The 21,044-nt window shown below is 57.4% G+C and carries 21 protein-coding genes and 4 pseudogenes; 9 read left to right on the forward strand and 16 right to left on the reverse strand.

What is annotated here, in order from left to right:
* Positions 1–140: 140 nt before the first annotated feature.
* On the reverse strand, positions 141–950 hold the full coding sequence (locus BHD06_RS17030) for a TRAP transporter substrate-binding protein (protein WP_080458186.1): 810 nt from the start codon (positions 948–950) through the stop codon (positions 141–143).
* A gap of 328 nt (positions 951–1,278) precedes the next feature.
* Here BHD06_RS17030 and BHD06_RS24810 point away from each other — a divergent pair.
* A pseudogene (locus tag BHD06_RS24810) lies at positions 1,279–1,502 on the forward strand (IS6 family transposase); the annotation flags it as partial.
* Between the two features lie 163 nt (positions 1,503–1,665).
* Here the strand turns inward: BHD06_RS24810 and BHD06_RS17040 are convergent.
* The 9 genes from BHD06_RS17040 to BHD06_RS17080 form a co-directional block, all read right to left on the reverse strand.
* Positions 1,666–2,055 (reverse strand): RidA family protein, encoded by a 390-nt coding sequence (locus tag BHD06_RS17040; protein WP_080458187.1) that lies wholly within the window; start codon positions 2,053–2,055, stop codon positions 1,666–1,668.
* Complete coding sequence (locus tag BHD06_RS17045; protein ID WP_080458188.1) at positions 2,052–2,681, reverse strand: TetR family transcriptional regulator C-terminal domain-containing protein; 630 nt, start codon at positions 2,679–2,681, stop codon at positions 2,052–2,054. The genes BHD06_RS17040 and BHD06_RS17045 overlap by 4 nt, the downstream gene beginning before the upstream one ends.
* A 117-nt stretch (positions 2,682–2,798) precedes the next feature.
* Positions 2,799–3,809 (reverse strand): ABC transporter substrate-binding protein, encoded by a 1,011-nt coding sequence (locus BHD06_RS17050; protein WP_080458189.1) that lies wholly within the window; start codon positions 3,807–3,809, stop codon positions 2,799–2,801.
* The gene (locus BHD06_RS17055) at positions 3,806–5,197 is read right to left on the reverse strand and encodes an FAD-binding oxidoreductase (protein ID WP_080458190.1); all 1,392 of its coding nucleotides are present in this window, start codon (positions 5,195–5,197) and stop codon (positions 3,806–3,808) included. The genes BHD06_RS17050 and BHD06_RS17055 overlap by 4 nt, the downstream gene beginning before the upstream one ends.
* Positions 5,197–6,375 (reverse strand): amidohydrolase family protein, encoded by a 1,179-nt coding sequence (locus BHD06_RS17060; protein ID WP_080458191.1) that lies wholly within the window; start codon positions 6,373–6,375, stop codon positions 5,197–5,199. The genes BHD06_RS17055 and BHD06_RS17060 overlap by 1 nt, the downstream gene beginning before the upstream one ends.
* Before the next feature lie 5 nt (positions 6,376–6,380).
* On the reverse strand, positions 6,381–7,226 hold the full coding sequence (locus BHD06_RS17065; protein ID WP_080458192.1) for an ABC transporter permease: 846 nt from the start codon (positions 7,224–7,226) through the stop codon (positions 6,381–6,383).
* Positions 7,207–8,013, reverse strand: coding sequence for an ABC transporter ATP-binding protein (locus tag BHD06_RS17070; RefSeq protein WP_080458193.1), 807 nt, complete (start codon positions 8,011–8,013; stop codon positions 7,207–7,209). The genes BHD06_RS17065 and BHD06_RS17070 overlap by 20 nt, the downstream gene beginning before the upstream one ends.
* Before the next feature lie 3 nt (positions 8,014–8,016).
* Positions 8,017–8,817 (reverse strand): creatininase family protein, encoded by an 801-nt coding sequence (locus BHD06_RS17075; RefSeq protein ID WP_080458268.1) that lies wholly within the window; start codon positions 8,815–8,817, stop codon positions 8,017–8,019.
* 113 nt (positions 8,818–8,930) lie between these two features.
* The gene (locus BHD06_RS17080) at positions 8,931–9,176 is read right to left on the reverse strand and encodes a hypothetical protein (RefSeq protein WP_080458194.1); all 246 of its coding nucleotides are present in this window, start codon (positions 9,174–9,176) and stop codon (positions 8,931–8,933) included.
* 327 nt (positions 9,177–9,503) lie between these two features.
* Here BHD06_RS17080 and BHD06_RS17085 point away from each other — a divergent pair, with 327 nt between their 5' ends.
* Both BHD06_RS17085 and BHD06_RS17090 read left to right on the forward strand, forming a co-directional pair.
* A complete protein-coding gene (locus BHD06_RS17085) occupies positions 9,504–11,114 on the forward strand; it encodes an MBL fold metallo-hydrolase (RefSeq protein ID WP_080458195.1) in 1,611 nt (536 codons plus the stop codon).
* 46 nt (positions 11,115–11,160) lie between these two features.
* Positions 11,161–11,661 carry a hypothetical protein gene (locus BHD06_RS17090; protein ID WP_080458196.1) on the forward strand — a complete coding sequence of 167 codons (501 nt, stop codon included), beginning with the start codon at positions 11,161–11,163 and terminating at the stop codon, positions 11,659–11,661.
* Positions 11,662–11,891: 230 nt separating this feature from the next.
* On the opposite strand, the pseudogene BHD06_RS17095 reads toward BHD06_RS17090, so the two are convergent.
* Positions 11,892–12,122 (reverse strand): annotated as a pseudogene (locus BHD06_RS17095) (DDE-type integrase/transposase/recombinase); the annotation flags it as partial.
* An 81-nt stretch (positions 12,123–12,203) separates the two neighbouring features.
* Between BHD06_RS17095 and BHD06_RS17100 the strand changes: the two are divergent.
* The 4 genes and pseudogenes from BHD06_RS17100 to BHD06_RS17115 form a co-directional block, all read left to right on the forward strand.
* Positions 12,204–12,479: pseudogene (locus tag BHD06_RS17100) on the forward strand (altronate dehydratase); the annotation flags it as partial.
* Between the two features lie 149 nt (positions 12,480–12,628).
* Complete coding sequence (locus BHD06_RS17105; protein WP_080458197.1) at positions 12,629–13,609, forward strand: sialic acid TRAP transporter substrate-binding protein SiaP; 981 nt, start codon at positions 12,629–12,631, stop codon at positions 13,607–13,609.
* 69 nt (positions 13,610–13,678) lie between these two features.
* On the forward strand, positions 13,679–14,245 hold the full coding sequence (locus BHD06_RS17110) for a TRAP transporter small permease (RefSeq protein ID WP_080458198.1): 567 nt from the start codon (positions 13,679–13,681) through the stop codon (positions 14,243–14,245).
* Between the two features lie 10 nt (positions 14,246–14,255).
* Positions 14,256–15,536 carry a TRAP transporter large permease gene (locus BHD06_RS17115; RefSeq protein WP_217805686.1) on the forward strand — a complete coding sequence of 427 codons (1,281 nt, stop codon included), beginning with the start codon at positions 14,256–14,258 and terminating at the stop codon, positions 15,534–15,536.
* A 3-nt stretch (positions 15,537–15,539) separates the two neighbouring features.
* Here the strand turns inward: BHD06_RS17115 and BHD06_RS17120 are convergent, their stop codons facing one another.
* Positions 15,540–16,454 carry a sugar kinase gene (locus BHD06_RS17120; protein ID WP_080458200.1) on the reverse strand — a complete coding sequence of 305 codons (915 nt, stop codon included), beginning with the start codon at positions 16,452–16,454 and terminating at the stop codon, positions 15,540–15,542.
* Complete coding sequence (uxuA, locus tag BHD06_RS17125; protein ID WP_080458201.1) at positions 16,451–17,650, reverse strand: mannonate dehydratase; 1,200 nt, start codon at positions 17,648–17,650, stop codon at positions 16,451–16,453. Before uxuA ends, BHD06_RS17120 begins: the two co-directional genes overlap by 4 nt.
* 262 nt (positions 17,651–17,912) lie before the next feature.
* Between uxuA and BHD06_RS24415 the strand changes: the two are divergent.
* Positions 17,913–18,145, forward strand: a pseudogene (locus BHD06_RS24415) (hypothetical protein); the annotation flags it as partial.
* Positions 18,146–18,161: 16 nt separating this feature from the next.
* On the opposite strand, the gene BHD06_RS17135 reads toward BHD06_RS24415, so the two are convergent.
* Complete coding sequence (locus BHD06_RS17135) at positions 18,162–18,908, reverse strand: SDR family NAD(P)-dependent oxidoreductase (protein WP_080458202.1); 747 nt, start codon at positions 18,906–18,908, stop codon at positions 18,162–18,164.
* Positions 18,909–19,258: 350 nt separating this feature from the next.
* On the opposite strand from BHD06_RS17135, the gene BHD06_RS17140 reads away from it, so the two are divergent.
* Complete coding sequence (locus tag BHD06_RS17140) at positions 19,259–19,594, forward strand: cupin domain-containing protein (RefSeq protein WP_080458203.1); 336 nt, start codon at positions 19,259–19,261, stop codon at positions 19,592–19,594.
* An 11-nt stretch (positions 19,595–19,605) separates the two neighbouring features.
* On the opposite strand, the gene BHD06_RS17145 is transcribed toward BHD06_RS17140, so the two are convergent.
* Together BHD06_RS17145 and BHD06_RS17150 are read right to left on the reverse strand one after the other, a co-directional pair.
* Positions 19,606–20,349, reverse strand: a complete 744-nt coding sequence (locus BHD06_RS17145) for a FadR/GntR family transcriptional regulator (protein ID WP_080458204.1) — start codon at positions 20,347–20,349, stop codon at positions 19,606–19,608.
* On the reverse strand, positions 20,325–21,041 hold the full coding sequence (locus BHD06_RS17150) for a ribonuclease activity regulator RraA (RefSeq protein ID WP_080458205.1): 717 nt from the start codon (positions 21,039–21,041) through the stop codon (positions 20,325–20,327). Before BHD06_RS17150 ends, BHD06_RS17145 begins: the two co-directional genes overlap by 25 nt.
* Between the last annotated feature and the right edge of the window lie 3 nt (positions 21,042–21,044).

Below are 21,044 nucleotides of genomic sequence, written 5' to 3' on the forward strand. Positions count from 1 at the left end.
AAAAGGCCCCATTCCGCCCTTGATCGGCAGACGCCTGACGACGCATATTGGGTAGGCTTGGAACAACAAGAAGCAGCATGAAACCTAAACCCGATACACCTTAGAAAAGCTGCAAACATGTCCGAAAAGGTGGGACCACTTCAATCTGCCTCGCCATCGATAACGATGCCGTCCACATATTCTGCAGCTTCCGTAAAGACTTCGCGGAACATGCCCTGATCTTCATCCGAAAGACCGTTCCACGCGGGCTGCGACATCGTCAGCCCGGAACTAGCAAGCATATGCCCGGTGAGGACAAGATAATCCTGCACCTCGAAAAGCTTCATAGCGCTAATCTGGGTGAAAGGATTTTCTTGCGCATCTACCACACCGTTTGACAGCGCGAGATAGACATCCGCGACGGGCAACGGAGTGCCAGTAGCTCCCAGCACAGTGGCCGCTTCGGGGTAGGGCGCAAAATTAACGACACGGAGCTTGAGTTTGCTAAAATCCTCAAGCGTTGTCGCAGGGGTGTCGCCTGTAGTGATATGACGGAAACCGAAGGTATACAGACTCAGCTGTTCGACTTCGCAAGCGTCGCTAATATCTCCCAGCAGTGAAGTATATACGTCACTCGCCTTGAACGCACGCCAATGATCGTAGTCCCGGAATGTATAGGGTGACAGCATCACGCCCGATGCGGGCAGGCAGTCGATGGCTGTGTCCAGAGGCGCCATGTCAAGCGTTCCCAACTGAACAGCGGTAATCGCGTCACGGTAGCTCGCAAAGGTGCCTGACGGAAAGACCTGCAGCGCAAAGCGTCCGTCAGACTTCTCCCGCAGAAGCTCATCGGCTTTCATCACTCCTAGATGCACCGGATGGTCAGTACTAAAGACGTGGGCTAGCTTGAACGTCTTTTCCTGCGCCATGGCACTACCGGCAGCGGATATGGCAGCGATTGTCATCGCCATAACTATAGAATTCACTCTCAAAATTCTTCCTCCCAGATTGCGTAACCTTTCATTCTCGTAACCTTGCGGAAAGAAAGGTTCCTTCGTTCTCGCCGATTAATGCAGATCAGGCAAACCGCATTGAGGTATATTAAGAATTTGACTTACTTATACGTTTAGCAGTTCGATCCGGGTTGAGGTAAGCGGAGTCGCAGCTACGCACTAAACATTGTTCCGCGACAGGCCCGCACGACTAGAGCAAAGACCGAGGTGTTGTCACGTTAACGGGTCTGCGGTTTCTGGTTCATTGATCCGGGCGAAGGCGGTGTCGATGCAGCCACAAAAGATCAGCTACAAGGGGCTCAATAATCGAGCAGAGAACAGTCATTTGCCTTTCCGAAAACGAGAGCGGGTAATGCAAGGGTTCTGATCGCCGGGTAGTTTACAACGCTTCGTCTCGATGCAACCCGTAATTCCTTCTCCGTACCAGCCTGCCGTCGTTCCGCTCTCACCATCCGCTACCATCGGCTCAAAGCTTCCGAGGCGTTGAAATTCGCGGGACATGCCGCTTGATCAACGACCGGCATGCCAAATTGCAAACTCGGCGAGTTATCGTGACAAACGCATTGGAACGGTTTCTGGTCGGACCGTTTTTCAAAACACCAGGCGTCGCGTCTATCAAAAGCTCGATCCCTTTGCGGCGGGTGAAGGCGGGACCGGCGCGGCTCGATTAGGATCAGCGTGCGGCGGGGACCATCGCCAAAGCTTCGACCTCGACCAGAAATTCGGGTTTGGTAAAGCCTGTGACGATCAGCAACGTCGATGCAGGTTTCACCGCGTGTGCGCGCACCAAGGCATCGCGTACCGCCATATAAGGCGCGAAATCCTCGCGGCGGGTGACATAGCCGGTAAAGCGCATCACATGGGAAAAATCCGCACCCGCTTCGGCCAGAATGACACGGATGTTCTCAAAACACATCTCGGCCTGTTCGCGAACATCCGCCGGAATCCGGCCATCGGGCGACATCGCCAACTGGCCCGAGGTGACGATCAATTGCCCCGCCTGAACGCCGTGTTCATAGGCACCGAAGGGGGCGGGCAGGCTATCGGGTGTCAGCCCCTTCATATGCGGCGACCTTTTTCGTCCATACCGCAGCGGCGCAAGAATAGCGCGGTCGCTTCGGCAGCGATGCGGTCCGCATCCATTGGCTGGCCGTCCGGTGCTTCCATCAACATACGCACCTGTGCTTCGTATTCGGCATAGTGCTGGGTGACGGCCCACATATTAATCTGGAACAGCAGCGGATCGACGGGTGCGATCTTGCCCGCGTCGATCCATCCGCGAATGGTGTTGTTGGCATCTTCGACAGACGCGCTCAGCGGGGCCCAATGGTCGCTCATCTCAGGTGCGCCGCGCGCCATTTCATTAGCAAAAAATCTGGATACATCAGGGTGCTCCAACGCGTGTTCGATTTTACGCCTGATGTAATGGGTGATTGCTTCGGCGGGGTTTTCCAACGAAGAAGAGAGCGAAAATAGCTCGCGCCAGTGCGACACGATATAGCCCAGAACGTCCTGATACAGGTCTTCTTTCGAAGTGATGTAATAGTGCAATTGCGCCTTGGATATGCCTGCCGATTTCGCAATCGCTTGTGTCGATGTACCCGCCAGACCGTTGCGCGCGAATTCGCGGATGGCCGCATCGCGGATCGCTTCTTGAATGGCGCTGCGGCGTATCTTTGCAGTGGTCATGGACGGTCCTTGGGTGATCACAGGGAAGCCTGAAATGGCAGATATAGCACAAGCTTTACCGCGCACTAGCCGGGAAAGGGTGGCGCGCAGTTGACCCACGCCGCCGCCATGTTCCAATCAGTTGCTTTTCAGCGCGGCCTTAATGTCCAGCCCGTGCCCCTTGTTGACGAACTGGCTGGTGGCCACTTTGGACAGATCAACAGCGCCCTCTTCGATAATGCCGCTGGACACGGCCAGATCGTGAAACGCCTTGATCCGCTCTTGCGACATTGCACCGATCCCGTGTTCCAGCGCATCGCCGCTGTCGATGATCTCAAGCGCCTTTAGTTGGGCCACTTCCTTGTCCAGTTTTTCGACTGTCATCTCGGGGTTGGCCGCCATGATCGCATCGTACGCGGGCGTGTGATCGCCATAGAGAAAGTTCACCCAGCCCTCAATTGTGGCATCCACGAATCGCTGGACCAATGTGGGGTTCTCGTCGATCAGTTCCTGACGGGTTTCAAGCGTAGCAGCATAGGTGTTCCAGCCGTTATCGGCCAACAGGAACACATCAACGTCGGCACCTTGAGCGCGGGCATAAATGGGTTCCGCAGTGCCATAGGCCTGTTGAACCAATCTTTCGTCGGCCAGAAACTGGGCAAGATTATAGCCGTAGGGACGCAATTGTTCGTTTTTAAAGCCTAGGGCCTGCACCATCCATTCCCAAAAGCTGAACTGCCCGTCTTTTGATACCAGCACCGTGGGCGCATCCGACAGGGCGGCGAAATCGGAGTATTGCCCTTTGTGTGTCATCAACGCTTGGGGGTCTTTTTGATAAAACGCAGCGACGACGGTGGTCGGAATACCGTTGCGCACGTTGTCAAAGGACAGCAACAGGTTGCCTGCCATCAGAAAGTCCAACCGCCCCGCCGAGAGCATCGGACGGTTGTTGACCTGCGGACCGCCGGGGCTGATTTCAACGTCTAACCCGTATTTTTCATAGGTGCCGTCGGCCAGCGCCTGATAGAACCCGCCGTGCCCGCCTTGGGCCAGCCAGTTGGTGCCCATCACGACCTTATCGTTGGCCCATGTGACCGTGGCAGAAAGCAGTGCGCAGGCGGCGGCGAATGCTGTAACTGTCTTCTTCATGCTGTTTCTCCTTGTCGGTGTTGGTCATCACGGCGCGCCATATCATCGGTCCAGCCGCGTGTTTTTCCGGGGTTCATCAGGCCATATGGGTCTGCCCGTTTTTTGAAATCGATCTGTGTGGTGTCGATTTCTTTCATGCCGCCATCTTCGATGGTGACGACATGGGGATCGAAAATTGTGCATCCGTCCGTCTGTTCCAGTTCGGCAATCAGGCGGTACATCTCTTCCTTGCCGCGATAGCGGACCAGAGGCAGGGCAAAAATCTGGATGTCGCCGTCCTGTCGCGCCATTTCGTGGTGCCAGAACATCTCGTCGCCGTGGCGTGCCATCTGTCGCATCACCAGATCAACGTCGAAGGGACGCGGATAGGCAACCTGCAGATAGGTCCAGCCCGGATCAACCTTGAGCGCCTGCAAAGTGGTATGGTTCCAGCCGCATTCATAGGCTGGTTGCAGGCCCGCTTCGCGGACCTTTTCCTTGGTCATGGCAAAGGACACATGCCCGCCCTGCGCTTCGGCCTCGGCTGTGAAACGGTCCATTTCATCCGGTGCCACCATCGCAAAAATAGCGTCGCGATCAGCTGGGAACAAATCTCCGAATTTGGTGTAATAGGGGGCAAAGCGCCGCTCTACCGCTGTCAGCAAATAGCAATCCATCCCGCCTTTTTGCGCCAGTGTCGCAAAGTTCAGAGCGCGGTCATAACCGTCAAACAGGGCGGCGGTGTGAATCCAATCGGTCTTGGGCGTCAGGGCCAGACCCATTTCCACCACGATCCCATTGGTGCCATAGGCGTGCTGCACCTTCTGGATGTCGTCGCCGTGCAGTTCGATCACCTGTGGCTCTTTCTCAACGGTGATCACTTTGACATAGCTGACATTTCCCGGATCGCGCAGCATCCCGTGACGCAGCGATCCGATGCCGCCCGACCCACCTGCCAGAAATCCGCCAATCGTCGCCATCTGGCGGGTTGACGGGTACATCAGCAACTCTTGTCCGGTTTCGTGCGCTGCATCGTCCAGCCGCGAAATCCGCGCGCCAGCCTGTGTGCGCACATGGCCTTGGGTGATCTCCAGCACCTTATCCAGACGGGTTAAATCCATGATCACCCCGCCCTCCATCGGTACGCACTGGCCATAGTTTCCAGTTCCGCCACCGCGCAAAGTCAGGGGCAGTTTGTATTTGGCGATCAGCCCTGCCACCTTTATCACTTCCTCGACCGATTGCGGGACGACCAGCAGCTCTCCCAGTTTGTCGGTGAGTTGGTCGTTCAGGATCGGGCTGTACCAGAAATAGTCGTGCGAGCGTGCTTCCAGATGTTTTTGGCCATCGTGAAAGCGAATGCCACCAAGTGCGGACTTAAAGTTATTCAGATCGGAAGTGCGGGACATCAAAGGTCTCCATGAAAAGGGGACAAAACCGCACCGTCACGCCAGACACGCCGCACAGCAGAGGGGCGGCTGATCACATCGTTCAGGTCGGTTGCGTCAAAGTGGATGAAATCGGCAGGACCGCCAGAGCGAAGGCTCAGGTCGTGGCCCATCCATGCGGCGGGCCGTGCGCTGATCCCGTCCAGCCAGTCTTCGGGTGGCAGATGACCCATCAGCACGCCCATTCTCAAAACGTCGATCAGGTCGTAGTCGCCATAAGGAAAGAACCCATCGCGCACATTGTCCGACCCGAGCATGACCGGAACGCCAGCGGCGGCGGCCTCTCGTAAGGGCGCAAGACCCCGCAGACGGGGGGTGCGGCCTGGACCTGCATCCTGAAGATAGCTGTTGGCACCGGGCAGGACGGTCAGGCCGATGCCCGCTTCGGCGGCGCGACCCAGCAGGGTTTCAACCTCGGCAGGGTCGCGCACGGACAGCGCACAGCCGTGTCCGCAAAGCACACGACTCGCCATGCCGCGCCGTGCGGTCTCGTCGATGATCGCGTCGATGCCTTGCGCCTCTGTGTCCAGACCTTCATCGACGTGAAAGTCAAGATGCAGGTCGTGGGTCTCGGCCAGATCAAAAACGGTCTTGAGATGCGTTGCCAGATCATCGTTGCGATAGACAAAGGCCCCCAGAATGCCACCGTCACGACGTAAGGCCGGTGCGATGTCAGCCCCTATCCGGGCCAGATCATCCAGAGCCGTCAGCGACGACAGTTGCAGATCGACCCGCCCACGCCAATCCTGCGCCAGTTCGTTCAGAACGTGCCAGCTGCGCGGTGCATCGGCGTGGGACCAATCCACGTGGCTGCGCATCAGAGCTGTGCCGTGGTGATAGGCCTTGGCCAGTCCCTCTGTCGCGCGGTTGCGTAGATCCTCGTCGGTCCAGCGGGTCGCGTCCTGCCCCATAATCTCAATCGCATCAAACAGCGATTGCGCCCGATGCGGCATGCGCGGCGCTGTCATGGTTTTGTCCAGATGGGTGTGCACATCCGCCAACAGCGGCATCACGTATCCGCCGCCGCCCGTGGGCGTAGGACGCAGCGCCGTAATGCGCCCCGCCTCCTGCTCTAGATCCCAAAAGCCGCTTTGTCCGGCCAGAGTGATGCCTTGCAACCTTGCACGCTTGTCGGTCATCAAAATTAGCCCTCGCGCTTTATCTCGCTCTCGTGCCAGTGGCCAAGAACGGCGCGGGACAGCCACGCGGTGCTCAGGAAAATACTAACGCCCAGGACCGACACCAGAAACAATGCGGCAAACATGCGGGGAATCTCGTTACGAAAGCTGGACTCAAGGATACGCGACGCAAGGCCGGTGTTCTGTCCCGCGGTGCCTGCCACAAACTCGGCCACCACCGCGCCAATCAACGCCAGCCCGCCCGCAATTTTCAGGGCGGCCATGAAATAGGGCAATGCCGTCGGGATCAGCAGATAGCGCAGACGCTGCCATGGCGTTGCCTGATACAAGCGAAACATATCGCGCAGGTTATGGTCGGCACTGCGCAACCCGATGGCCGTGTTCGACAGGATCGGGAAAAACGCCACGATCCACGCACAGATCAGCAGGGCGGCGAACGTATTGCTGACATAGATCAGGATCAGCGGCGCAATGGCCACCACCGGCGTGACCTGAAGGATTACGGCAAAGGGAAACAGGCTCATTTCAATCGGGCGCGACAGGGCGAACAACATGCCCAAGACCACACCGCCGACAATTGCCAGAGCCAAGGCCATCAGCGTCAGCTTGACGGTAAACATCGCGCTTTGCATCAGGCTGGCCCCGTCTGTCACCAATGTTTTGGCAATCAGGCTGGGGGCGGGGATCAGGTAGTGCGGCACGTCATTGTACCAGACCAGAAATTCCCACACCCCCAGCGCAAAGGTGATCGCAGCAAGGGGCAGGATGTAGCGCAATCGCTGTTCACGGCGTTCGCGAATAATGCGCGGGTCCAGCTGTGCGGCGGGGGATTCAGTGGTTAAGGTCGACATGGTCCATGGTCCCTTCCAGTGCTGTGCTGACACTGCGGCAGCTTTCTGCGTATTCCGGTGACATGCGGTAGGCCGCGTTGCGTGGATATCTCCCGCTGAGCGCTATATCATGCACCACACGTCCCGGACGGGCGGCCATGACAGTGACGCGGCTGGACAAATACACGGATTCAAACACTGAGTGGGTCACAAAGATCACCGTCAGACCCAGCGATTTCCACAGGGACAGAACCTCGTCATTCAGCTTGGTGCGCGACATCTCGTCCAGCGCGGCAAAGGGTTCGTCCATCAGCAGCAGCTTGGGTTTTGTCACCATAGCGCGGGCGATGGAGACGCGCATCTTCATGCCGCCCGACAGTTCGCGCGGGTATGATTTGGCAAAGTTTGCCAGCCCCACCATCGACAACGCCTCTTCGACACGGGTGCGGGCTTCGGCCTTGCTGACGCCTTGCAGTTTCAGCGGTAGATTGACGTTTTCAAAGACCGTGGCCCATGGCATCAACGTTGCCTCCTGAAAGACAAAGCCGATGTCGCTGCCTGTTGTGCTTTCGCCCGGACGGTGTCCGTTAACGGTGATTGTGCCTGCCGAGACCGACAACAGCCCCGAGATCATTTTCAATGCCGTGCTTTTTCCACACCCCGACGGGCCGAGGAAGCTGACAAATTCGCCTTGCCGGATCGTCAGTGACATATCTCGCACGGCGACGGTGCCATTGCCGAACCGTTTGTCGACATTGCGCATGTCGATCAGCGGCGTGTCGCCTTCGGGGGCTGGGATGGGTGTCATTGCTCAGACCTCCGGTTTGCTGTGCAGCCAGTCGGCTGGCATCGCGTCAATTTCGGCCATCGCCTCGGCCAGACGCGCAACCGCGTGATCCAGCGTGGCTTCGCCCTTTTCGGCAGTGGCCAGATGCGCCTCGCCGCAGGCACCCGAGGGGCTAAGATCCTGGGTCTTCCACGCAGGCTTGCCCGCACGGCTTAGGCCCAGATGAGTGGTTCCCTCGAACAAATCCTGCCCGCGCGACCGGAAATTGCGGGCTTGGGTCATGTCCACATTGTCCCCATCCAACGCCAGCATCACAGATGTTTCCATATCGCCTGCGTGAATGCCGTGGGTGCGTTCGGTTTCAGAATACACCCCGTCCGGCATGCCAAATCCGAACCAGTTCACCGAAAACACCAGCATATCGTGAGAGATACGCAATTGCCGCGCGGCTATGTCCATTACCGGAATGTTGCCGCCATGCCCGTTCAGCAGTACCAACTTGCGCACACCCGCCCGCGCCACGCTAGCGCCGATTTCGCTCAGAATGCGGATCAGCGTTTCCGCCGTCAGCGTGAGGGTGCCCGGAAAGTCGATATGTTCGTCACTTTTGCAAATGGCCTGTGTGGGTAGAAAAATCACCGGGCTTTCATCGGGCAGAGCATCGGCCAATCGGTGCGCCACGCCTGTCACGGTGCAACTGTCAACGGACATCGGCAGATGCGGCCCGTGCTGTTCAATCGCCCCGATAGGCAGAACCGCGATCAAGCGTTCGTGGTCGAGCGCCGCAAATTCACGCTGGCTGTGATCGGCCCAGAAACGTTTCATATCGTCACCCTGCAGGCGTGTAAATGATTGCAGAAATTCGTCATGCGCCCCCCGTGTTTCAGGCAAACATAGCCATCGTCATACCAAGCGGTCAAACTGTTCGTTCAGGCTTTTCAAGGTCTGCGCGTGGTCACCGCTTGGTTTGCCTGAAAAAGCAACAAATTACGCGGGACGATGGTATAGGATAGCCAAATTGGAGAGGGGATCAGTGACTTCGAATATTCAAAAACGGTCAATTTATAGGGCCGTTGGTATAAGCTGAGAACCTCATCACGCACCCCACCACCGGTAATTGCAACTGCCAGCTTGTCCTTCGAAACGCCGATCCCGGCATGGATCGTCGATTGTTCTTTTGTCATGCCTTTCTCCACCGCAAATAGACAGCGCTTGCCGCCATGCGATCAGAATGCAGGCTGAACCGTCATGCGCGCGCCGCTGGAGATAGGCATGCGGTCTTACAAGCGTCTATGCTTTGCCGATGCCGAAAGGGGCGGCGATTGGTTGTGGCGTACCTGGGATTGAGTGGCGTAACGGTGGTCCGATGAGTTCAAGCACGCCAGTAGATCAAGACGTTTCTAACGCGTCGGCTTCGGTCAAGTTTTCGTGATGCCTTGTTAGGTGACACTTTACCCTGAATGTGGTCTCGCTCGCCTTTGAAATGTTGTCTGTGAAGTGGAGATAATGTGATGGGTGTAAGACGGCTTTTTGCGCGCGCCAAGAATGTCGAAGCAGACCCATCAGGGTCAGAGACCGGACACTACATTCGATCTGTCATCGACCATGTGCCGCACGCATTTTCGATAGGGCCTTTTCTGGTGGTGGCGCTGTTTTTCTCCGTATCCAGTGCGAGCGCAGAAGGCCGGTCTGTTCGCGATCAGACCTTGCAAGCTTTGGGCGGTCTTCCTGCGCTTACAGCGGTCAAGGCCGTGGAAATCAAAGGAAGTGGTTCAAATTTCGAGCCCTTCGAGAATGTCGTGAGCGAAACACCCATCCACACATCCGATGATACAACTCAAGTCACCTGGCAGCCCGCATCGGGCGAATTTCACCGTGAGGTCGGCCTGCAGACAGCATTTCCCTTTCCCGGACATTGGGATTTTGTCGAAATCTTTGACGGTACAAGGGGATATCGAAACGGCAGGGACGGTTTTCGCCCCAGTACGGGCGGGATACTGGCGCCTGCGCGTATCGGAGCCACGCAAAAGGATATCTGGCTGCTCAACCCGCAATTCCTTGTGGCCTATGCCGAGGCGGTTTCCGAGAGGGCAGGATCAACCGGCGCGGATCAATATCGGCTGGCTCTGAAATTGCCCGATGCGGGCACCGTCTGGACTGTCGATCTGGATCACGCAACGATGCTACCCCGCCGGATTACCGTGACGGAAACAGATCCGCTTCTCGGTCAGGTGAAAGTTACCGCGAGCTATGATGATTGGCGGGCCGTCGCAGGGATCAAAACGCCGTTCCGGATTGCCAAACATGTCGATGGCGCATTGGTGCGCCGCGAGATCCGGGACGATATCAGCTACTCGCAAACTAACCTTGCGGGCCGGTTTTCCATTCCCGAAGGGCAGGGTGCGCCCGATGACACGGGTGACCTGTATGACTGGGGTTGGGACATGTCACATTGGTTTCTGCGCCGGGCGGGCATGGCGGCCCCGGCGGATGAGGATCAATCTTCAGATGTCGGGTTTCTCGAGGTCGGCAATGGCGTTTTTCAGATCACCGGGAGCAGTCACCATAATCTCGTGATTGAAGGCTCTGCCGGATTGATCATCGTCGACGCACCGCTTTATGATCGCCGCTCAAGAGCCGTCTTGCGCGCCCTCAAAGAGCGGTGGCCCGGTAAGCCGGTTACGCAGCTCGTCCTGACCCATCACCACAATGACCATGTTGGTGGTCTTCAGCCCTATATCTCTGCGGGCGCTGAATTGGTCGTACCCGCCGGCACCAGAGACCTCTTTGACGATGTTGTGAAAAGAACGCTTGGTGTCTCCGCTGAAATCACGGCTGTGACAGAACATGCGACGCTGGCCGGATCTGGGCGAGATGTGGCATTATACACGGTGCCAAACTCCCATGCCAACGACATGCTTGTCGTGTATCTGCCTTCCGAGCGCTTACTGTTCAACAGTGACCTGTTCTCGCCGGGGCGCGATACCCAACACCCGCTTTGGGCTGGTGAATTACTTGCCGCGATCCGCTTTCTGAACCTCGATGTTGCCAATATCGTCGGCGGGCACGGCCATGGAGCCGAGCCGTTACAGGCCCTTGAGAGAGCCGTCTCCGCGCAGTAGCGCCACCATAACCCGATCACTTACCTTTTGGATACAGGAAGACCAAATGCAAACCGATGACGCCATGGCGGTATCATCCGCCCCAAGCCCGACCCGGCACAGCGACACCCTTTTGCTCATCCTCTATGCGGGGGTTATCGGAGAGGTCGTGCTTGAATTTCTCGCGTGGTTCATCGCCCCGTCGATCGTCGGCATGCCGATGCGACCGCATTTGCTTCTTGAGGCTCTTGGTCAGAACCTTTTAGGGGTATCCCTTGGAACGCCGTTGGCGGTGAGCCTGCATTTGATTTTAGGCGTGGTCGTCATGCCGCTGAGCTTTGTTGCCTTGCGTAACCTGCTTGGATGGTATGGCGGAATAGGGGCGAGCATCGCATGGGGCGTGTTGCTGTGGTTGGTTGCTCAGGCTATTCTGGCACCGCTTGCTGGGCGGCCGATCTTTCTTGGCTTTATCGCCTATAGCTGGCTCTCCCTCGTGGCGCATGTGGTCTATGCGGTTACGGTGGATATCGCATTGAGAGGCCTTCATCGGCGGTTTGTCACGCCGTAGAGCAGACCCATCCAAACGAGGGGTGGTCGCAGAAATTCAGGCCCGTCGTTATGGTGGATCGCATGACGAGAGAGACGCTCCGAAATGACAAAGAGAAAGACGCATATGCCTGAGTTCAAGGCGAAGGTCGCGCTTGAAGCGACCCGAGAAGAGCTGACGCTGCACGAGCTGTCGAAGAGCTATTGACACATTAACTCGTCCAGTCTGCAATTTGGCATGCCGGTCGTTGATCAAGCGGCATGTGCCGCGGATTTCCAGGCGTCGAATGCTTCGAGCCGATGGTAGCGGATGGTGAGAGCGGAACGACGGCAGGCGAGGACGGAAAAGGAATTACGGATTACAGATTGCATCGAGACGAAGCGCTGCAATCTACCCAGTGATCGGAAGCCCTGCATTACCCGCTCTCGTTTCCTGAAGGGCAAATGGCGGTTCTCGGCCCGGTTATTGAGCCCCTTGTAGCTGACTTTTTGTGTCTGCATCGACAGCGCCTACGCCCAGATCAATGAACCAGCAACCTCAGCCCCGTTAATGTGACAACACCCCTGGTGTGCTATACCACCGGACGCGGCTCTGCTTTTGAGTCCAAACCCAGCCCTACAATCAAGGTGGCCACCAACACCGAAATGGCAACCCGCATGGCCGAGGATATCGACGTGGATGCCGGCACCATCCTTGGTATCGGCGCCAGCGACGCTGAGAAGGGCCGCGAGATTTACGAGATGTTTCTGAGGGAGGCATCCGAAGAGGCCGGCAAGTTCGAGGCGCTGGGGTTGGGAGATTACGAATTCGTGCCGTGGCAGATCGGGGCCGTCATGTGAAAGGCACTCGTAAGAACAATCTTGACAAATTTTTACAAAAAGTGTCAATTCTTGCTCTGTGGCTTGATTTACCTCGCGTAAACGTAAAGTCTAACAGACGAACGCGGTAGTCCCTTCGGCAAAGCCGCGTCACTTCAGGGAGGAATGACATGAAATCCACTAATACAATTGCGCTTGCCGCTTCCGCTGTTGCCGCGCTGGGGCTTTTGCCCAGCCTGGCCGCCGCCGAAACCAAATTGAAATGGGCCCACGTCTATGAAACGAGCGAACCTTACCACACCTGCGCCGTAGCCGCGAACGACCTGCTGATGAGCGCGACCGACAACCGCTATGGCATTGAAGTGTTCCCGGCATCCTCGCTGGGTAAAGAGGTCGACATCAACGAGGGACTCGGCTTTGGCACGGTCGATATCATCTACACCGGACAATTGTTTGCCGGCCGGTCGTTTGGACCCATCGCCATCGGCGGCGCGCCGTTCATGTTCCGTGACTATGAGCACTGGGATCACTATCGCAACTCGGATCTGTTCAAGGAATTGGCCCAAGGCTACACCGATGCCACAAACAACCACATCACCGCGATGACCTATTATGGCGCGCGCCATGTGACATCGAACAAGCCGGTTCTGAAGCCGGAAGACATGAACGGCATGAAAATCCGGGTGCCGAACGCCCCGCTTTACATGATGTTCCCCGAGGCCGTTAGCGCGAACCCGGCACCCATCGCCTTTGCCGAAGTCTATCTGGCGTTGCAGCAAGGCACCGTGGATGCGCAGGAAAACCCCCTGCCCACGATCCAGGCCAAGAAGTTCTATGAAGTCCAGGAAAACATCAACCTGACCGGCCACATCACCGACGCACTACTGACCATCGTGGGTGGCCCTGCGTGGGACGCCATGGACGATGCCGATCGCGCGGCCCTGAGCGACGTGACAAAGGAAACCGCTGTCTGTGCCACCAACGCCATCATCAAGGCCGAGGGCGAATTGGCCGAATGGTTCCGTGGCGAAGGTCTACAGGTGAACGAGGTCGACCGTGCCCCGTTCATCGAAGCGGTAAAAAAGCTGCATAACGGCCCGGCGGCAACATGGGATCAGGCGACTTATGACCGCCTGCAAGCCATCGAGTAACCCTTCCAATCCTTGCACTTTGTGACAGGGCGCAGAGCGCGCCCTGTCCATCTATCAAAGGATTTCGCGATGAAAACGCCCTCCGATGATGCCCCTCTCACTGCGCCGATCAAGCTAGACGAAGAAAAGATAGATCTGTCCGATCAGCAATGGGATGACGGCCTTGTGCTGATCCTGTTCTGGGTGTTGGCGGGAATCGTGTTCCTGCAGTTCTTCACGCGGTATATCCTCAACGATTCAGTCGCCTGGACCGAAGAAATCGCGCGGTTTCTTCTGATCGGCGTGACCTTCATCGGATCGGTCATGGCCACGCGCAAGCAAAGCCACATCGCGGTGGAGTTCATCTATCGTTGGGTGCCCCGTACGGGCCGGAAGATTGCGCAATTCCTGATCGACGCGATCACCACCGGGTTCTTTGTCGTGCTGGCAATCCTCAGCGGGCAAATTGCTGGTCGCACCCGGCAGTTGATGGTCTCTATCGAATTGCCGAAATCTTCCGTCTACTGGGTCGTCGCTGCGGCCTTTGTTTGTATGGCGCTCTATTCCGCCTGGAACATGTGGACCCACCTGCGGGACGGCACGTCAAAACTGATCGACCCCGAGAAATATGCGGATCAGGTCCGCGCAATCGACTAGGAGCGCACTTTTGGACATCATTTGGCTTTTTGCGATGCTGTTTGGCATGCTCGTGTTCGGGGTGCCCGTCGCTGTCGCCCTGGCAGGTGCTTCTGCAATCTTCATTTTTGCCAACGGGATGCCGCCCACGATGGTCGTCGCACACCGGATGATCAACGGGGTCGACAGCTTTCCACTGTTGGCGGTTCCGTTCTTCATTCTGGCGGGCAACCTGATGAACACTGCCGGTATCACCGAGCGGATATTTAATTTTGCCCTTGCAATGGTCGGCTGGATGCGCGGCGGGTTGGGCCATGTGAACGTCGGCGCCAGCGTAATCTTTGCCGGCATGTCAGGTGCGGCGGTGGCGGATGCTGGCGGCCTTGGCGCGATAGAAATCAAGGCGATGCGCGATGCCGGGTATGACCCCAAGTTCGCGGTGGGCATTACCGCCGCGTCCTCGACCATCGGGCCGATCATTCCGCCCTCGCTGCCGATGGTCATCTACGGTGTCGTTGCGGGCACCAGCATCGGGCAGTTGTTCGTGGCCGGGTTCATCCCCGGATTGCTGATGGCGGTGTCGCTGATGATCATGATTGCGATCATGGCCCGCACCCGTGGCTTTGGACGGGATCAGGCCTTCTACTGGCCGGTCCTGTTTTCCACGTTTCGGCGCGCATTCCTGTCGTTGCTGACCCCTGTCATCATTGTGGGCGGTATCCTTTCGGGTGCCTTCACCCCGACCGAGGCAGCGGTGGCGGCCTGTGCCTGGGCCCTATTCCTTGGAATGGTAGTCTATCGCACCCTGACGATCCCCCGGTTCCTGCGGGTCAGTTTCGACACCATCGAAACGACTGCCGTGGTTCTATTGGTTGTCGGCGCGGCGGCAATCTTTGCCTGGATACTGACCAGCAACCGCGTGCCCGAACAATTCGCCGCCGGGTTGCTGGCTGTGTCCGACAAGCCGTGGGTTATCCTGATCGTGATGAACCTGATTCTGCTGGCTGTCGGGTGTTTCATGGAAACGGTGGCCGCGATCACGATCCTGGTGCCGGTCATGCTGCCCATCGCAGTGACGCTGGGCATCGACCCCGTTCATTTTGGCGTCATCATGGTGCTGAACCTGATGCTGGGGCTTTTGACGCCGCCGGTGGGCATGGTGCTTTATGTGCTTTCGCGGGTTGCGAAGGTTTCGTTTGAACAATGCGTTGTCGGCACGGTGCCGTTCCTGATCCCGCTGGTGATTGTCCTGTTGCTGGTCACGTTCATTCCCAGCATCACGATGTGGCTGCCTACCCTGATCTATCGCTAGGATCTAGGCGTCGGGAGCAAGCTCTTTTAAAGGGACAATTGCCCCTTTGTGCCGGATCACCTGACCTGCGCAATTCTGTGCAGTGCGGATCGCATCCTTGATCGACAGCCCCCGCAGGAGCGACGCGATGTAAGCGCCGTTAAAGGAATCTCCGGCGGCGGTTGTGTCCACGACCCCCTCAACCGGTGCAACCGGAAACGCCGTCATCTGGCCTGCCTGAAGATGGATCGTGTCGGATGCGCCATTCTTGACCACGACATGATCCACACCCAGATTGGCATACCGCCTTGCACTGATTTCAGGCGTGGCGTCTCCAAAAGCTGTCGCCTCGTCATCGAAACTTGGCAGGACAAGATCGCTTTGCGTTGCAGCACGTGTTATGACATCCAGCATCCGGTTTTTATCCTGCCACAGATGGGGGCGGATGTTGGGGTCAAAGGCCAGAACCGCGCCGTCCTTCTTATGCTGCTCTAACCCGACTAGCAGGTCTTCCAGGTCCTCCTGCGGCAGGATCGCCAGCGTGATGCCCGAAAAATAGATAACATCCGCCGCCGCAACCTTGCGCCAAAGCGAACCGGGCTGACGCACCATCATCCGCGCGGCGGACGTGTCGCGCCAATAGGTAAAGCTGCGCTCTGCCCCGTGCAGGTGGATCGTATAAAGCCCCGGACGGCGATCTGCGATGCGCGGTGTGTCGTCACATCTGATCCCGCAGGATTGCACAAACGACAGCAATTGATCTGACATCGGATCGGTGCCGACAGCGGTATGAAACCCGATTTCCGTGTCGTTGAGGGAATGTGCCCGCGCGTACCACAAGGAATTGAAAACATCGCCCGAGAATTTCTGCCGCCACAGATCCCGCCCCTCGGAGGACAGTTCGATCATGCATTCGCCAATGCCGAGAATGGAAGTCATTGCAACGGGTTCCTGTCAGGTGCGGTAAGGGGATGATCGGCGACTGCAGAAAACGCAGCCCACGCGCCTCTGAGTTCAGCCAGCCCTTTCAGGCGGCCAAGATACGAATAGCCGGGATTGGTTTTCTGGTCCCGCTCGAATGCCAGAAGGTGGCCGTGGTCAGGGCGCATGGGAATGTTGCGGGCGGGATCTGCCCGTTCAGCCTGCCAAAGGGCTGCAAGCACGCCAAGCATCTCGGCGCTGCCATCCAGAACCGCTGCCTCAAAGAAACTGCCGTCCGCCTCACGTTGAACATTGCGCAGATGCGCAAAATGGATCTGTCCCGCAAACCTGTGCGCCATCGCGGGCAAATCGTTGTCGGCCCGCGCCCCCAGCGAGCCTGTGCAAAACGTCAGACCATTTGCCGGGCTGGGCTGGGCAGCAAGCAGAAACGCCAGATCATCAGCGGTAGAGACGCAGCGTGGCAAGCCAAATAATGGAAACGGAGGATCATCGGGGTGGATGGCCAGACGGACGCCCAATGCCTCGGCTTCGGGAACCACAGCCTCAAGAAATGATGCGAGGTTTGCTTGTAAATCGCTGTGGGACAGCGATGAGAAGTCGTCGATCCCGGCGGCCAGATCGGCGCGCGCAAAGCCTTTTGCACTGCCGGGCAGGCCCGCGATGATGTTACGCTCAAGTGCCGCCTGCGCGTCCGGGGACATCTGGCGCCATCTGGTCTGCGCCGCTGTCAGCAAATCAGACGCATGATCCGCCGCCGCATTTTCGCGGGCCAGAATGTGCACATCGTAGACCACGAAATCAACCATATCAAAGCGCAGGGCCTGCCCTTGTCCGGGCAGATCAAACGCCAGATCGGTGCGGGTCCAATCCAGCAGCGGCATGAAGTTGTAGCAGATCGTTTTCACCCCTGCGCCGGCGAGATGGCGCATCGTGTCAATCCACGCCGCGATTTCCGCCTGCGCCGCGCGGCCGTTCAGCTTGATCGCATCCGGCATCAAGATCGACTCGCACACATCCCATGTCAGCCCGCCGGCCTCTATCAGGGCTTTGCGGGTGTCTATGTCCGCGCGCGACCAGATCGCGCCGGGGGCGTATTCGTGCAGGGCCGTGACCACGCCGGTCGCCCCGGCCTGCCGAATGTTGTTCAAAGTGACCGGATCATCCGGACCAAACCAACGCCACGTTTGTTTCATGGTCCTATCCCCTCAAACCAGGCCGCAGTCACTGAAACGTCATCAGCATTAGCGCCCGGGGCAACCAAAGCGCGATCTCGGGAAAAAAGATCAACAACATTGGCACCAGAATGATGCACACGTCCTTGAGCACCTTCACGACATTCATGCCCCCGATTGCTGCTGATATCAACAGGCGCAAAGGTGTTGTCACGTCAACGGGCCTGAGGTTGCTGGTTCATTGATCCGGGCGTAGGCGGTGTCGATGCAGACAAAAAAGATCAGCTACAAGAGGTTCAATAACCGCGCAGAGAACAGCCATTTGCCTTTCCGAAAACCAGAGCGGGTAATGCAGGTCTTACGATCGCCGGGTGAATTGCAGCGCTTCGTCTCGATGCAATCTGCAACCCGTATCTTTTCTTCATGCCAGCCTGCCGTCGTTCCGCTCTCACCATCGGCTCGAAGTTTCTTCAGGGTCGGGACAAGACCGTTCTGCGTCAGCGACTAGATCGCTGACGCTATCTGTTTTTGGTCAGGAAAACAGCGTGCCGCCGTTGATATCCACATTTGTACCGGTGATGAACGCGGCATCATCGGATGCAAGGAACACAGCCAGCTTGGCCACGTCTTCGGATGTGCCTTCCCGCTTGAGCGGTGTGACATTCGCAACATGGGTGCGTACTTCGGGCTTGGTAAAGATGTTGTGGAAATCGGTGTCGATCATGCCGGGGCAAAGCGAATTGACGCGGATCTTTGGCCCCAGTTCCTTGGCCAGACCGCGCGTCAACGTCATCAGTGCCCCCTTGGAGGCGCCATAGGCGGACGCACCCGGCCCGCCGCCATCGCGACCCGCTTGCGACGCCAGCCCGACAATGGATGACCCTTCTGTCATATGCGGCAGGCAATCACGCACCATCAGCACAAAGGAGGTCAGATTGACATCCATCACCGCCTGCCAGTGATCCATTGTCATTTCGTCCATTTTGACACGTGCAAGGATACCGCCGGTCACATGGATCAGCGAATCTATTCCGCCGAATGTCTCGACCGTCTTGCTGACCAGCGCCTTTACATCGGCTTCTTTAGTCATGTCGCCTTGCAGGGCAAACGCCTTGCCACCAGCGGCTTGGATTTCGGCAACCGCGCTGTCGGCCCCTGCAGAGCTTGCGAAATAGTTGATGGCGACATTGGCACCCTGCGCCGCAAGTTCCATCACGCATGCGCGTCCGATGTCACGCCCGCCGCCGGTCACGATTGCGGTTTTTCCTTTAAGGTTCATATATTTCTCCTCCAAAGTTTTGCCTCTGGCCGGACCCTGGCGGGCGGGCACCTGAGCGCTGTGTTTAACACCGATGCCTTCACATCACTTCTCGCACTGGCATAGTCCAATGCCGCGCTCGCTACAATACAAATTATTACAAATAATCCGGCAATTTTTGCCCCGGCTCAATCGCAATGGAACGCCATCGACGGCCTGTTTCCAGAATCAACGTCTCCAAATATAAACCATATCACAGGGCTTTCCGCCCCTCTGCATCGTTTCAAGAACAACTGGGAATGGTTGACAAGTCACCGGAAAAATAACAAATTATTACAAATATCGAGATTTCTCAAAGGAAGGTTTTCCTGATGGTCGATACTTCTGAAACGCCGCAGGACTGGATGACGTCCGGGCCGGGCGCACAACGCCGCATTCTGTATCAGGACAAGGCGTCGATGATCGGCGAAAGGGATGGCGAGGGCATTCCACATTCCCACCCCCATGTCCAGACAACCTATGTCTCAGCAGGTCAGCTCCGGTTGAATGTCGCCGGGGTAACAACGGTTCTGAACCCGGGGGATGCCATTATCATCCCGTCCATTGCTGAACATTCCTGTGTTTGCCTGCAAGAAGGACGCCTGCTGGATAGCTTTGCACCGCGCAGCGATGACTTCATGACAGCCCAAGGGCTTGCATTGAACTGATCAGGCGCGGGCTAGCCCTGAAACACCCGTTTTCTCGCGTTTTCGACATGGCGACGCATCGCAACGCGCGCCCCGTCCTGATCGCCGCGTTCAAGCGCGTCCAGAACTAGAAAATGTTCCTGTTGCACAAGTTCCATACGCTCTTGTGATTTGGTCAACGATAGGTTCCGGGTCAGGTTGAGGCCGGTCAGGATGTTAGCCTTCATCGACGTCCGCGCCGCGGTGAAATACTGATTGCCCGAGGCCACAGAGATCGCCTCGTGAAAGGCTTCGTCGGCGTCCACGCCCAGTTCGCCCTCGCGGATGCAGTGGTCCAGCTTTTGGAGTTGTGCACGCATCTGCGCCAGATCACGGTCGGTGCGCCGTGCGGCGGCCAGATAGGCCGCCTCGCCTTCGATGGCGGCGCGAAACTCGAATGTGCGCTGGATATCCGCGATGGACCCCACCGGTGCGAATTCAAGAACTGCCGTTTCAGGGCGGCGCTTCACAAACGATCCCGAGCCCTGCCGCGATACGACCACGCCGTCCTCGCGCAGTTGTTTCAACGCCTGCCGCAGGACGGGCCGGGACACTTCGAGCATTTCGCTCATCGCATGTTCGGTCGGCAGTTTGGCCCCCACAGGCGTTTCCCCGCTCAGGATCATCGCGAGGATTTTTTCGTAGACTTGATCAGAAAGCGTCCGGTCTTTTCCGGTGCTTACAGGATTAGACCTGACCGCCGTCGCTCCTGCTACCTGTTGTTTTGCTGTCGCCATGTCTTAAATTTTTCTTTCGACTTTGGATCAGTGGGCGGATACAGGCCAAAGATCGACTCCCCATTCTGCACCATTTCCAAAACGAAGTCCTCAAATACTGTCATTTCTGCGGTTTCTTCTGCTACTTCTGTCACCAGATGCAGCGGGATGCAAACCACGCCTTCGTTGTCGCCCACCATGATATCGCCCGGAAATACCGAAACCCCGCCACAGGCGATAGGGTCATTGTTTGCGACAGCATGGTGCTTTGTCAAATTGGTCGGCGCACTGGGGCGCGTATGGTAGGCGGGCATCTGGAGAGCAGAGATTTCGGGTGTGTCGCGAAAACCGCCATCTGTCACAATCCCGTTGCATCCGCGCATCTGCAAACGGGTGGCAAGGATACACCCGGCAGACGCCGCTGATGAATCCTGCCGCGAGTCGATGACGAACACGGCACCTACCGGACATTCCTCGACCCCTTTGCGCTGCGGATTTTCCCGGTCGGCAAAGGAGTCAAGAACATCCAGGTCCTCGCGCGCGGGAATGTAGCGCAGAGTATAGGCAGGTCCGACCATGTTCGGCCCCGGATTCATTCGTTGTGGCCCCTGAATGAAGACGTTGCGAAAGCCACGGCGAAACAGTGAGGTTGTCAAAGTCGCAGTGCTGACATGGGCCAGCTTCTCAAGGGTTTCAGGTGTCGGGTTGGTCATTTT

The sequence above is a fragment of the Roseovarius sp. A-2 genome, from assembly GCF_002072155.1.
In the GTDB taxonomy this organism is placed as follows: Bacteria; Pseudomonadota; Alphaproteobacteria; order Rhodobacterales; family Rhodobacteraceae; genus Roseovarius.